Annotated in this window: 11 protein-coding genes; 4 read left to right on the forward strand and 7 right to left on the reverse strand. The window is 61.1% G+C overall.

Features of this window, described 5'->3' with window-relative positions:
- Positions 1–5 precede the first annotated feature (5 nt).
- Both DUT91_RS09405 and DUT91_RS09410 read right to left on the reverse strand, forming a co-directional pair.
- Complete coding sequence (locus DUT91_RS09405) at positions 6–878, reverse strand: phosphoribulokinase (protein WP_114440092.1); 873 nt, start codon at positions 876–878, stop codon at positions 6–8.
- 16 nt (positions 879–894) lie between these two features.
- Positions 895–1,944, reverse strand: coding sequence for a class 1 fructose-bisphosphatase (locus tag DUT91_RS09410; RefSeq protein ID WP_114440093.1), 1,050 nt, complete (start codon positions 1,942–1,944; stop codon positions 895–897).
- Between the two features lie 119 nt (positions 1,945–2,063).
- On the opposite strand from DUT91_RS09410, the gene DUT91_RS09415 reads away from it, so the two are divergent.
- A complete protein-coding gene (locus tag DUT91_RS09415) occupies positions 2,064–3,023 on the forward strand; it encodes a LysR family transcriptional regulator (RefSeq protein ID WP_114440094.1) in 960 nt (319 codons plus the stop codon).
- A 33-nt stretch (positions 3,024–3,056) separates the two neighbouring features.
- Here the strand turns inward: DUT91_RS09415 and DUT91_RS09420 are convergent, their stop codons facing one another.
- The 3 genes from DUT91_RS09420 to DUT91_RS09430 form a co-directional block, all read right to left on the reverse strand.
- Positions 3,057–5,501: a GcvT family protein gene (locus tag DUT91_RS09420; RefSeq protein ID WP_114440095.1), complete on the reverse strand. Its 2,445-nt coding sequence runs from the start codon at positions 5,499–5,501 to the stop codon at positions 3,057–3,059.
- Entirely contained in the window at positions 5,498–7,948 is a 2,451-nt protein-coding gene (locus DUT91_RS09425) for a GcvT family protein (RefSeq protein WP_114440096.1), read from the reverse strand. Before DUT91_RS09425 ends, DUT91_RS09420 begins: the two co-directional genes overlap by 4 nt.
- Before the next feature lie 65 nt (positions 7,949–8,013).
- Positions 8,014–9,246, reverse strand: coding sequence for an aromatic ring-hydroxylating oxygenase subunit alpha (locus tag DUT91_RS09430; RefSeq protein WP_114440097.1), 1,233 nt, complete (start codon positions 9,244–9,246; stop codon positions 8,014–8,016).
- Between the two features lie 215 nt (positions 9,247–9,461).
- On the opposite strand from DUT91_RS09430, the gene DUT91_RS09435 reads away from it, so the two are divergent.
- Complete coding sequence (locus tag DUT91_RS09435) at positions 9,462–10,364, forward strand: LysR substrate-binding domain-containing protein (protein ID WP_114440098.1); 903 nt, start codon at positions 9,462–9,464, stop codon at positions 10,362–10,364.
- Here the strand turns inward: DUT91_RS09435 and DUT91_RS09440 are convergent.
- Both DUT91_RS09440 and DUT91_RS09445 read right to left on the reverse strand, forming a co-directional pair.
- The gene (locus DUT91_RS09440) at positions 10,351–10,830 is read right to left on the reverse strand and encodes a thioesterase family protein (RefSeq protein WP_114440099.1); all 480 of its coding nucleotides are present in this window, start codon (positions 10,828–10,830) and stop codon (positions 10,351–10,353) included. The genes DUT91_RS09435 and DUT91_RS09440 overlap by 14 nt on opposite strands.
- A gap of 30 nt (positions 10,831–10,860) precedes the next feature.
- On the reverse strand, positions 10,861–11,847 hold the full coding sequence (locus DUT91_RS09445; protein WP_425373768.1) for a GlxA family transcriptional regulator: 987 nt from the start codon (positions 11,845–11,847) through the stop codon (positions 10,861–10,863).
- A gap of 76 nt (positions 11,848–11,923) precedes the next feature.
- Here DUT91_RS09445 and DUT91_RS09450 point away from each other — a divergent pair, with 76 nt between their 5' ends.
- Positions 11,924–12,829: a beta-keto acid cleavage family enzyme gene (locus tag DUT91_RS09450; protein ID WP_114440101.1), complete on the forward strand. Its 906-nt coding sequence runs from the start codon at positions 11,924–11,926 to the stop codon at positions 12,827–12,829.
- Positions 12,830–12,846: 17 nt separating this feature from the next.
- The gene (locus tag DUT91_RS09455) at positions 12,847–13,911 is read left to right on the forward strand and encodes a carnitine 3-dehydrogenase (protein WP_114440102.1); all 1,065 of its coding nucleotides are present in this window, start codon (positions 12,847–12,849) and stop codon (positions 13,909–13,911) included.
- Position 13,912 lies beyond the last annotated feature (1 nt).

The following is a 13,912-nucleotide window of genomic DNA, read 5'->3' on the forward strand; positions in this document are numbered from 1 at the left end:
TCTCCTCACGAGGCACGGTTCTTGCGCTCGATCAACTGCATGATCAGCGGCGTCAGGATGAGTTGCATGGCAAGGTCGAGCTTGTTCCCCGGCACGACAATGGAATTGGCCCGCGACATGAAGGAGTCGTGGATCATCGACAGGAGATAGGGAAAATCGATGCCGCGCGGCCGGGCGAAGCGGATCACCAGCATCGATTCATCGGGCGTCGGTATCCAGCGCGCAATGAACGGGTTGGACGTATCGACGATGGGAACCCGCTGGAAATTGATGTCGGTCAGCGTGAATTGCGGCGTGATGTAGCGCACATAGTCCGGCATGCGCCGCAGGATCACATCCATGACCGCTTCGGTCGAATAGCCGCGCGTCGAGCGATCGCGATGGATCTTCTGGATCCATTCGAGATTGATGACGGGAACGACGCCGATCTTCAGATCCGCATGCCGCGCCAAATTGACCTTGTCCGTCACCGCGCAGCCATGCAACCCCTCGTAGAACAGGAGGTCGCTCGCGGGAAATTCCCTCCATTCAGAAAAGGAACCGGGCGGCACGCCATACTTTTTGGCTTCCTCCTCATCGTGAATATAGGTCCGGGTCTTTCCCGTGCCCCGGCGGCCATATTCCTCGAAAACCCCGTCCAACGTCTCCAACTCGTTGGCATCGACATGGAAATGCGTGAAGTTCGGATTGCCCTTCTTCTCCTCCTCCGCGACCTTGGTCTTCATGGCCTGCCGGTCGTAGCGATGGAACGCATCGCCCTCGATGAACGCCGCCTCGATCTCCTCGCGCCGGAATATCAGTTCGAAAATCCGCTTGACCGATGTCGTCCCCGCGCCGGAGGAGCCGGTAATCGATATGATGGGATGCTTTGTCGACATGTCGCTCGTCTCCCCCTCAGGCCCTGAACAGGCCGCGATTGCTGAAGAGCGGCGCGCGCTCGCCGATATTGCTGGGCTCCGTGTGGTAACGTCCGATTCGCTCGACTTCCCGTGACGATCCGAAGACCAGCGGAACCCGCTGGTGCATGTTCTGTGGGACGATATCGAGAATGCGATGGATCGTATCGGTCGCAGCACCGCCCGCCTGCTCGACGAGGAAGGCTATCGGATTGGCCTCATAGACGAGCCTGATCCGCCCTGAGCCGTAACCCTTGCGCTTGTCGCCGGGATAGAGAAACACGCCGCCGCGCACCAGGATCCGATAGGCTTCGGCCACCAGCGAAGCGATCCAGCGCATGTTGAAATCCTTGGCGCGCGGGCCCTCGGTTCCCTTCAGGCAATCATCGATATAAAGCCTGACCGCTTCATCCCACTGCCGGTAATTGGCGGCGTTGATGGCGAACTCCTGCGTGCGCGGCGCAATAGCGATTCCCGGATAGGCCTGAACGAAGGTTCCAAGCCGCGTAGAAAACACGAAGACATGTGTGCCGCTGCCGACCGTCAGCACCAAAGCGAGCTGCGGCCCGTAAATGAAAAAGCCGGCAGCGAGCTGATGCCTGCCTTCCTGGTAGAAGGAGGCACCAGGCTCGCTGACCGGTTCGCCAACCACTGGGAGGATGGAGAAGATGGTCCCGAGCGAGACATTCGTATCGATATTGGAAGACCCGTCCAGCGGGTCGATGGCAATGGCAAGCACCGCGCGCGGATCGAGCACCGCTGGCTGGTCCAGTTCCTCCGAACCGTAAAGCGCGATCGGCGCATGGCGCATGGCCTCCAGGAACATGTCGTCGGCAAAGACATCGAGATCCTTCTGGGCATCGCCATCGGCATTCCTGCCGCTGTGGCTGCCGTTGAAGGCCTTGCCGAGCGCGCCCTGATTGATCGTGTTACGGATTTTGACGGCGGTTAACGACAAATGCCGAATAGTAGCGGATACGGCGCTGCGCAATCCGTCGGCGTCACCCGCATAAGAACCGAGAAAGGCGTCAAGTGTCGCCGTGATCATGGTGTCCCTCCCGTGACCCGCATCCTCGACGGGTCTGTGGGAGGATGGAAACAGATGGGGTGCTTTAAGTAAAATTTATTATATTTACGACTTCAGTAAATTTCTCTAACTTAGACCATATGCGCAATCTGACCTTGAGACAGTTGAATTCTATTCAGGCGATCCTTCGCCACAGCACCATTGTCGGCGCGGCCAATGAGTTGGGCCTGACCCCGCCGGCCGTCACGCTCCAGCTGAAACAGGTCGAGGAGGATGCGGGCATCATTCTGTTCGACCGGACCAATGAAGGCCTCAAGCCGACAGCGGCCGGCCTCGCCTTTGTCGATGCGGGCCAGATGATTCAGGAAAGGCTGCGCCTCCTCGACGACGAGATCGACGCCATCAAGGGATTGAGGGTCGGCAGCTTGAGACTAGGGGTCGTATCGACGGCCAAATATTTCGCGCCGCGCATGATGGCGACCTTCGGCAAGGATCATCCCGATATCGCCATCAAGCTCGCCATCGGCAACCGGGCGGAGACGATAGCGAGCCTCAAGAACCATGAGGTGGACATTGCCCTGATGGGGCGCCCGCCGAGGGATATCCCCCTGCGGTCGTCCGTCTTCGGCGATCATCCCCTGGTCATGATCGCCGCCCCCGACCATCCGCTCGCCAAGTGCCGGGACATCACCAAGGAACGGATCGCGCAGGAGCATTTCCTGGTCAGGGAATCGGGTTCCGGCACACGCATTTCGCTAGAGATCTTCCTGAGCGAGTTGCCGGGAAGGCTGGACGATCTGGGAACAGAGATGTCCTCCAACGAAACCATCAAGCAGGCCGTCATGGCCGGCCTCGGCATCGCCTTCATCTCCGCCCACACGATCGCGATGGAGCTTGAAATGGGACGGCTCGTCATCCTTGATGTGACCGGCATGCCAATCCGCCGGCAGTGGTTTTCGGTCGCCAGGACGGATCGGACGATATCACCGGCGATGAAGGCTTTTCAGGACTTCCTGACGCTCAAAGGCGCACAATGCCTGCCCTTCTTCGACCGGCTCTATCCCGAAACCGCCGCATTGGCGTACCATCCACCATCATAGGCGGAGGCAATCCCCTCAATCGGCTCGCTTTGACTACACCCTCACCCGCTCCGCCCTGGGATCATACATCGGTTTCAGCGACGCCTCGGCCTTCACCCGCCGTCCCGCGATCTCAATCTCATAATCCGACCCCAGAATCTCCTCCGCGCTCTCGCCCTTGCAGGCGACATAGCCAAGGCCGATCGCGCCGCCGAGGTGATGGCCGTAATTGCCCGAGGTGATGGTTCCGACAATCCGCCCGTCGCGCACGATGGCTTCATTGTGGAAGAGCAGCGGCTCCGGATCGGACAGACGGAACTGGACCAGCCGCCGGTCAAGCCCGGCTTCCTTCCTCTTCAACACCGCGTCGCGGCCGATGAAATCGCCCTTGTCAGTTTTCACGGCAAAGCCAAGGCCTGCCTCAAGAACGTGATCCTCATCGGTGATGTCGTGGCCAAAATGCCGGAAGGCCTTCTCGATTCGGCAGGAATCGAGCGTGTGCAGGCCGCAAAGCTTCAGCCCCATACCCTGCCCCGCCGTCTCGATGGCCTCGAAGACATGCGCCGCCTGGTCGGTGGAGACGTAAAGCTCCCAACCGAGCTCGCCGACATAGGTCACGCGGTGCGCCCGGGCAAGCCCCATGCCGATTTCGATCTCGCGCGCCGTTCCGAACGGATGGACCGCGTTGGAAAAATCGTTCGGGCTGATTTTTTGGATCAGCGCTCGGGATTTCGGCCCCATCAGGCAGAGCACTGATTCCCCCGCCGTGACATCGGTGATCACGACGAATTCATCCCCCAGATGTCCGCGCATCCAGGCAAGGTCACGTTGCAGCGTCGCACCGGGAACGACGGCGAGGAAGGCAGTTTCCGATAGGCGCGTGACGGTCAGGTCACTCTCGATGCCGCCGCGGTGGTTCAGCATCTGCGTATAGACGATGCGGCCCGGCTCTACATCGATCTGGTTGGCGCAAAGCCTTTGCAGGAATGAAGCCGCATCGCGCCCCTCGATGCGGATCTTGCCGAAGGACGTCATGTCGAACAGGCCGACGCCGTTGCGCACCGCAAGATGCTCTTCGCGCTGATTGCCGAACCAGTTCTGACGCTTCCAGGAATAGCGGTATTCGCGCTCCTGCCCTTCATTGGCAAACCAGTTGGCGCGTTCCCATCCCGCCACCTCGCCGAACACCGCGCCGCGGGCTTTCAGATGCTCATGCAGCGGCGAGCGGCGGATATTGCGCGACGTCGCCATCTGCCGGTAGGGAAAATGATCGGCATAGAGCAGCCCGAGCGTCTCGGAGACACGCTCCTTGAGATAAAGCCGGTTCTTCTGGAAAGGCTGGGCGCGGCGGATATCCACCTCCCAGAGATCGAAAGGCGACTCTCCGTCATGAATCCATTGCGCCAGCGCCATGCCCGCGCCGCCGGAAGAGACAATGCCGATGGAATTATAGCCGGCTGCGACCCAGTAGCCGCCGAGTTCCGGCGCTTCGCCGAGATAATAACGATCGTCGGGCGTAAAGCTCTCAGGACCGTTGAAGAAGGTATGGATGCCGGCGGTGGCGAGCATCGGCATGCGCTTGACCGCCATCTCCAGGATCGGCTCGAAATGCTCGAAATCCTCCGGCAACTGGTCGAAGCAGAAATCCTCGGAAATGCCGTTCATGCCCCATGGCTTGGCCACCGGCTCGAAGGCGCCGAGCATCATCTTGCCGGCATCCTCCTTGTAATAGGCGCATTCGTCCGGCACCCGCAGCACCGGCAGGCGGCCCAGCCCCTCGATGGCTTCAGTCACGAGATAAAAATGCTCGCACGCATGAAGCGGCACCGTGACGCCTGACATGGCGGCAAGATCGCGCGCCCACATGCCGGCGCAATTGACCACGACATCGGTCTCGATCGTGCCGTTTTCCTCGCCTTTCGACCATGAAACGCCCGAAACACGACCGTTTTTCTTCAGAACCTCGGTGACTTTGACGCCCTCGACGATCTTCGCGCCACGCTGCCGCGCGCCCTTCGCCAGCGCCATGGCGATATTAGCGGGGTCGCACTGGCCATCGAGCGGCAGATGCACGGCCCCGACTACATCCTGGATATCAAGATGCGGATACATCTCCTTGACTTCGCGAGGCGATATCTCCCTGACATCGACATCGAACGCCCGCGCCAGCGAAGCCTGCCGGTAGATCTCGTGCTTGCGCTCCTCGGTCAGCGCCACCGTGATCGAACCCACCTGCCGCATCCCCGTGGCGACGCCGGTCTCGGCCTCGAGTTTGACGTAGAGGTCGGCTGAATATTTGGCGAGCCGCGTCATGTTCTGTGAAGCGCGCAACTGGCCGATGAGCCCCGCCGCATGCCACGTTGTGCCCGAGGTCAGTTGCTTGCGCTCCAGGAGGACGATATTCGTCCAGCCGAGCTTGGCGAGGTGATAGGCAACGGAACAGCCCGAAATGCCGCCTCCGATGATGACGGCTCTGGCCTTGGCCGGAAGAAAGCTCATGCGCGAATTCTTTCGTTCTTCGGATCCCACAGCGGCTGATCCGGATGCACCGTCGCCTTGAAGCGCTCGCCGAATATCTCGATTTCGATCTCGGTGCCGGGTTCCGTCAGTTCCGTCTTCAGCATGCCGAGTGCGATGGATTTGTCGATCCGGTGCCCCCAGCCGCCCGATGTCGTCTCGCCGACAATGTCGCCCTTGTGCCAGAGCGTCGACATATACGGCGCGTCGCAATCGCCGGCCTCGACCGTAAGCGTCACGAAACGTTTCTTCACACCCTGCTGCTTTTCGCGTTGCAGAGCGGATTTGCCGAGAAAGTCAGGCTTTTCCCATTTGATGAAGCGATCAAGACCGCTTTGCAGCGGCGTGTAGTCGGTCGAAAGATCGCCCTTCCAGGCGCGATAACCCTTTTCGAGCCGGAGCGAGTCGAGCGCGAACATCCCGAAGGCTTTGAGGCCATATTTCTGCCCCGCATCCCACACCGCGTCGAAGATCGCAGCCGTATCGGTATTTGCGCTGTGCACCTCCCAGCCGAGTTCGCCTGCAAAGGACACACGCACCAGCCTGCAATCCCGCCCGGCGATTTGCGTTGCCTGGTGCGACAGCCAGGACTTTTCCAGATCCGTATCGCAGATGTCGCGGAAAAGATCCCGCGCCTTCGGCCCCGTGACGATCTGACAGGAAAACTGGTCGGTGACATTACTGATATCGATCGCGCTGCCCTCCGGCAGATGCTTCCGTAGCCATTCCAGATCATGCCATTCGGCAACGCCGGCAGTGACGAGGTAAAACAAATTTTCCTCGACCGCCATGATGGACATCTCGGTGACGACGCGCCCCTTCTCGTCGGCGAAATAGGCAAGACCGATGCGTCCCGGCTTCGGTACGAGACCCGTGATCAACCCACCCAGCCAATTCCGCGCGCCTTCGCCCTCCACCCTGAAACGCGAAAAGCCGGGCAAATCGAGAATGCCCACGGCATCGCGCACCGCGTGGCATTCCTCGCGGATACGCTCTAGCCACGGCCCGCTTCGGGCGAAGGTCTGCGTTGCCTCTTCCGAAATATCGTCGCCGGGCCCCGCATACCAGTTCGCCCGCTCCCAGCCATTATAGACGCCGAACTGGCCGCCAAGCGCCGCGATACGATCGTGGACCGGCGAAAGCTTCCTGTTGCGCCCCGCCGGCCATGTGTGACGCGGAAAATGGATGGCATATTCGTGGCCGTATACCTCCATTCCCTTGGCAACGCAATAATCAGGATCGGAAGCGAATGCGGTGAAGCGGCGCGGATCGCAGGACCACATGTCCCATTCCGTCGCCCCTTCCGTCACCCATTCGGCGAGCACCTTACCCGCGCCGCCCGCCTGGGCGATGCCGAAGGTGAAGACGCAGGCCTCGAACGCATTGGGAACGCCCGGCATCGGCCCGATCAGCGGATTGCCGTCAGGCGCATAGGGTATCGGGCCGTTGATGACCTTGGAAAGGCCTGCTGTCCCAAGGATCGGCACGCGGGCGATGGCGTCGTTTAGATACCATTCGAGCCGCTCCAGATCGTCGGGGAAGAGCTGGAATGAGAAATCCTCCGGCATCGGATCATCGGCGGTCGCCCAATGCGCCCGGCAGTTGCGCTCATAAGGGCCGAGATTCATGCCGTTCTTTTCCTGCCGGAGATAATAGGAGGAATCCACATCGCGCAGGAGCGGCAGCTTATGCCCCCTCTCCCGCGACCAGGCGACGATCTCGGGGATATCGTCGAAAAGCAGATATTGATGGCTCATCACCATCATGGGCACCTGCCGCCCGAACAGGCTGCCGATCTCCTGCGCGCGATATCCGCCGGCATTGACCACATATTCACAGCGGATCTCGCCCTGCGGCGTCGAGATCACCCATTCCCCGTTTTCGCGCCGCGCGTCGGTAACGGGACAGAACCGGATGATCCTGGCGCCCAGGTCGCGCGCGCCCTTGGCGAGCGCCTGCGTCAACTGCGCCGGATCGATATCGCCATCGTTCGGATCGTAGAGCGCACCGGCAAGATCATGCGTGGCGAGGAACGGATAATATCCCTTGATATCGTCCGCGCCGAGAACATCGATGTCCATCCCCTGGTAGCGGCCCATCCCCTTGACCCGCTCGAACTCGCGCATCCGCTCCCTACCATGGGCAAGCCGCAGCGAGCCGGTGACGTGATAGTTCATGGGATAATCGACTTCATCCGCCAGCCTGCGGTAAAGCTCCGCCGAATAACGCTGCATGTTCATGACCGACCACGAGGCGGAAAAGGTCGGCACATTGCCGGCGGCGTGCCATGTGGAGCCCGAGGTCAGTTCGTTCTTTTCAAGCAGAACGCAATCCGTCCACCCGGCCTTGGCGAGGTGGTAGAGCGATGAAACGCCGACCGCTCCACCGCCAATGATGACGACGCGCGCCGACGTTGGGAATTCAGACATTCACAGTCCCCTCATGTTCTTCTTTTTGCTCTACCCGACCCGCCTGGGATGCGTTGAGATTCAGGTCAGGACCGCGAGATCTCATCGAGATACCACTGGATATACCGCAGCTCATTCTGCTCCATTGGCGCGATCGGACCCGGCACGAAATAATGCGAGCGGACCCCGCGGGCCGTGTGCTCGATGATGGTCTTGTCCTCCGCCGTGGTGACCTTCCAGAGCCAGGTCAGCTTTTCCAGATCGTAATCCCGGCCCTCCTCCGCATCGCCGCGCACCAGCCAGATGAGCTCCATCTCGCATGTCTCGACGTTCTTCGGGATGAAGCGGTAGATCATGCCGTGATCGGGGTAGCAGACGAGGAAGCTGGTGCCCCCGAGATGAATGGAGGTCACCCCGCCGTCAAATGCCTGGAAGCGCCCCATCAGCGGCCCGACCGGCGACCCATCCTCGCTACCGCTCGAAACCCCGTCATAAAGCGCATAGCGGAACGTATGGATCGCCTCGCGCCCCCCGGCCGAATTCTGCCAATGGTCGCCCGTGGCGATATCGAGACCGAGCGCGCAGGTTCGCTGCTCCATCCTGGCGTTCAGTTCGGCGATCTTTTCAAGCGGTTGCTCCAGTGCATGGGTCTGCGAATATTCCGGATGCGCCGGCCCGCAATGGTAGCACTCGACATAATTTTCAACGGCGAGCTTCCAGTTGGCATCGACCGGATAGGTCTCGCGATGCGCCACCTTCGCTTCCCCCCAGCCATATTGGCCGCAGGTGGTGCGCAGTGATTGCTCCACGATGGAGAAATCCAGCGGCTCATCGGCAAAGCAGATGAAGATCAGCCCTTCCGCCACCCGCACATGCAGCTTTTTCAGCCCGTGCGCGCTGCGGTCGAATTCCTTCGGCATCAGTCGCGCTGCATGCAGCCTGCCGTCATTGGCATAGGTCCAGGCATGGTAGGGGCAGACGAAGAAACGGGCATTGCCCTTTGGCTTGGTGCAGACCTCCGCACCCCGGTGCCGGCAGACATTGAGGAAGGCATGGACCGATCCATCCTCGGTACGCGAAACGATGATCGCCTCGCTGTCGATCTTGAACAATTCGAAATCGCCCGAATTGGGAATAATGCTCGCATGCCCGATGCAATGCCAATGGCGGCGGAAAACCCGCTCCATGTCGCGGGCATAAATATCGGGATCGGTGTAGAAGGCGCGGACAAGTCCGTGGCCGGGACGATGCGCAGCGATGAGCTGGTCGATCCTGTCCGGAGCGGGCGCGTTGTCGGCCAATGTCTGTTCCGCTCTCATTCTCGCCTCTTGCAAATGGCCATCTGTTGCTGATGGCCCATGACTTGCTGATGGCCCATGACTTGCTGATGGCCCATGACTTGCTGATGGAGTGTTCCCCGCCGTCTCATGCGGCAGAGATTAGAATGATTCCGCATTGAGCCGCGTTCAAGCGATGGTTATTCAGGCAGACATGAATTATCCTCACCCCTGCGTTTCAACAGGAACCTGCCGCCATGAGGCATCGCATACCGCCGCTCGGCTCCCTGAGGGCCTTCGAGGCATCGGCCCGGCTCCTGAGCTTCCGTCTCGCCGGTGACGAGCTGGGCGTGACCCAATCCGCCATCAGCCACCGCATCGCGGAACTGGAGAGCATCCTCGGCGTCAAGCTGTTCGAGCGCCTGCCGCGCGGCGTGTCGCTGACGGATGCCGGCACGCTCTATTATCCCTATATGCACGACGCCTTTGAAAAGATCGCCAGGGGTACGGCGCTGATCAACCGGATCGGCACGACGGACGATCTCGCACTCGAGACCTATCCGACTTTCGCGATCCGCTGGCTGATCCCGCGACTCCCTGATTTCCGGCGGATCAATCCGAGCCTCGCCATCCGCATCGGCACCAGCCAGTTCGACTGGGAACTCAACATTGACAGTTCCGATATCGGCATCATCCACACCACCCGCCCGGAGCGGCTGAACCTGCACTATCGGCTGATCACCAAGGCGGAGATGTTTCCCGTATGCAGCCCGGCGGTCGCGGCGCGCATGGATGGGGAAACCGGCACCGCGGCGCTCGCCAGGGTGCCGCGTCTTTCCCTCTACACCGCGCCCGAGGACTGGAGCACATGGCTGGAGGGCGCTGGCATTGGCGATACGAACCGGGCGATCACGCTGAAATTCGATACCTATCTGGCCGCCCTTCAGGCCGCTCTTGACGGCCAGGGGCTCGCCGTTGCGCCCGATTTTCTCGTCGCAGACGATCTTCGGGCCGGCCGGCTTATGGCGCCTTTCGAGGCGAAAATTCCCCAGCCCGGCGCATGGTACTTCATCTGCCGCAGGGAACGCGTCAACGAGACGCGTATCCGGCAGTTCGAGCGCTGGCTGGTCGAGCAGTTTGCTGGGACTACTTCTTCCTGATGCCGATCGCTCGCCCAACCCGCGTCGGCATCGGCAGCTTCGAATGGGCATCCCGGTAGAATTCAAGCTTCGGCCGAATGTCGGCCGGAAACGGGCTGACCTTCGGTCCGCTCATGTCGATATGCAGCGACAGGACTTCCGCGGTCGCCGCCACCCAGCCGTCCCGGTGGATGATCTCATTATAGGTATGCAGGCGCTTTTCGTCGAAATCGATGAGCTGGCTCGTCACAGTCACGGCGTCGTCCAGATGCAATTCCCTGACATAGCAGATATGGACTTCGGCCGTGTAGATGGTCAGCTTGCGCTCGGCCGCATAGGACGGGCCGAAGCCGAGCTCGGCCAGGAACTCATCGCCGCCGCGATCGAACACGACATTGTAGTAGGCCATATTCAGATGGCCATTATAGTCGATCCATTCCTTCTCGATGGCGATCGGTGCGGAACGGTACAATTCACCCTCTGGCATGCCGTGCTCCTTGTTGGATTTTTTGTTGAACTAGCGATGGGCGGCCCTGATCGCACTGGGCGGCCTGCCCTCGAAATGTCTGAACGTGCGGGTGAAGGCGGCAGCGGAGGAAAACCCCGTCCTCGCCGCGATATCGGCGAGCGGCGACCGCGTATCGGTGACCAGCCGCCGCGCCACTTTCAGCCGCAGGCGCAGATAATAGCGCCCCGGCCCCTCGCCGACCGCTTTCAGGAATATCTTTTCGAGGCTGCGCGCACTGAGCCCGCAGCGTTTCGCAATGGCCCCGACGGTGAGCGGCGCATCGATATGGCGTTCCATCAGCCGGATTGCCTCCGCCAGTTTCGGGTGCACGTCGTCGAGCCGCCCGAGCGAGACCAGCGGCTGCGCATCGCTGGAGGCATGAGCCTCGTCATAGATGAACACGCTCGCCACATCGAGGGCCACGGACATGCCGACGCGCGAGCGGATCAGGTGCAGCATCAGATCGAAGGTCGGTGACGCGCCGCCGCTGGTGAATACCGGCCCGTCGATGACATAGCGGTCGGGCCGCACGTCGGTATCGGGAAATGCGGCGGTGAATTCCTCCATGTCCTCCCAATGGGTCGTTGCCTTCCGCCCCGAGAGAAGCCCGGCGCGGCCAAGCAGCCAGGAGCCAGCCTCGATGCCGCCGATCATCCGGTAATTGTGGACGGCCCGGCGCAGATTGGCGGTGAAAGTCGTGCGCGCAATTTCGGACGTTCCAAAACCGCCGACAACCAGCAGCATATCCGCCTTTTCTGATGCGTCGAATGAACCGGATACGGCAATCGGCAGGCCGCATGTCGTGATGGCAGGTTTGCCGTCGAGCGAAACGATCCTCCATTTAAACAGCGTGCCGCCGGAAACGCGGTTGGCCGCGCGCATGGGATCGATCGTCGAGGCGACGCACATCAGCGACGCGCCGGAGAAGACCAGCACGGTCACCTCAAGCGCTTTTGCGTCAGGCATAAAGAGTGGCGAGGCTTCGCTATTCATCAATTGCAATTCGTATATCGCAAATCATGGCCTGACAATCCGGGCATGATCGGGACAACAAAATAAAGGGAGAACAGCAATGGGATTGACCCCCAATCGCGAGGTGTTCATTACCTGCGCCGTCACCGGCGCGGGCGATACGACCGGCCGTTCCGACAAGGTCCCGGTGACGCCGCGCCAGATCGCCGATGAGTGCATCGCCGCCGCCAATGCCGGTGCGGCCATCGCGCATATCCATGTCCGCAACCCTGAGACCGGCAAAGGCGCGCGGGACGTGGCGCTCTATGCTGAAGTCGTGGAGCATATCAAGGCATCCGGCGTCGACATGGTGCTGAACCTCACCGCCGGCATGGGCGGCGACCTGACGCTGGGCAATGTCGAAAAGCCGCTGCCGCCATCCCCCGATGGCACCGACATGGTGGGCGCGACCGAGCGTCTGGAGCATGTGGCGAAGCTTTTGCCTGAAATCTGCACGCTCGATTGCGGCACGATGAACTTCGGCGAGGGCGACTATGTCATGACCAATACGCCCGCCATGCTGAAAGCCATGGCGGCGCAGATCCAGGCATTGGGCGTGCGCCCGGAAGTCGAGATTTTCGACACCGGCCATCTCGTCCTTGCCAAATGGCTTTACGATCAGGGCCTGCTGGACGATCCCGTCATGGTGCAGCTCTGCATGGGCATCCCCTGGGGAGCGCCGGACGATATCACCACGCTCCTTGCGCTGACCAGCAATCTGCCCGCCAACTGGACGTTCTCGGCCTTCTCCATCGGCCGCAACCAGATGCCCTATGCGGCGATGGCGGTGCTGGCCGGCGGCAATATCCGCGTCGGGCTCGAAGACAATCTCTGGCTCGACAAGGGCGTTCTCGCCACCAACGGGCCGCTGGTCGAACGCGCCGTCAGGATTGCCGAGGGCATGGGCGCGAAGATCCTGGGGCCGGACGAGGTCCGCGCCCGCATGAAACTGACGAAGCGCTGGTAGGACAATGTGAGATCATCATGGTGAAAATTCGCAAGGCCGCAGCCATCGGCGGCGGTGTCATCGGTGCCGGCTGGGTCGCCCGCCTCCTCCTCAACGGTATCGACGTCTCGATCTTCGACCCTGACCCGGAAGCGGAGCGCAAGGTGAGCGAGGTGATGAAAAACGCCCGCCGCGCCTATAAGGCCATGCTGCCGGACGGCCTGCCCCGCGAGGGAAAGCTCACTTTCGCCAAAACCATTGCCGAAGCGGTCGCGGGCGCTGATTTCATTCAGGAAAGCGTGCCGGAACGGCTCGATCTCAAGCACAAGGTGCTGGCAGAAATCGACCGGCACGCGGCAGCCGATGCGATTGTCGGCTCGTCTACCTCGGGCATCCTCCCCTCGCAGATGCAGACCGCCATGCAGCATCCCGAGCGCTTGGTCGTCGGTCACCCCTATAACCCGGTCTATCTCCTGCCGCTCGTCGAGATCGTCGGCGGCAAGCTCACCTCCAGCGAAGCCGTCGAACGAGCGCATGCGCTTTATGCCTCGATCGGCATGAAGCCGGTGGTGATCCGCAAGGAGATCGAGGCCTTCGTCGGCGACCGGCTTCTGGAAGCGGTATGGCGCGAGGCGTTGTGGCTGATCAAGGACGACATCACCACGGTCGAGGAACTCGATGATATCATGCGCTATTCCTTCGGCATACGCTGGGCGCAGATGGGCATGTTCCAGGTCTATCGTGTCGCCGGCGGCGAAGCGGGCATGCGTCACTTCATGGCACAGTTCGGCCCCTGCCTGTCATGGCCGTGGACCAAGCTGATGGATGTGCCGGAACTGACGGACGAACTGGTAGACAAGATCGCCGACCAGTCCGACGAGCAGGCGCATGGCCTCTCCATCCGCGAGCTCGAACGCATCCGGGACGACAATCTGGTCGCCATCATGGAAGCCCTGTCACGCCAGAACAAGGGCAAGGGCTGGGGCGCCGGGACGCTCTACAAGGACTACACCAAACGCCTATCGAAATTGGCGCAGAAGCCTGCGATTTCGAAGACGGCGGAAAAGGCCAAGGCCGGCAAGCCCAGGAAAAAGAAAGGCTGAC

This window comes from Paramesorhizobium salinisoli, from assembly GCF_003335045.1.
Lineage (GTDB): Bacteria > Pseudomonadota > Alphaproteobacteria > Rhizobiales > Rhizobiaceae > Paramesorhizobium > Paramesorhizobium salinisoli.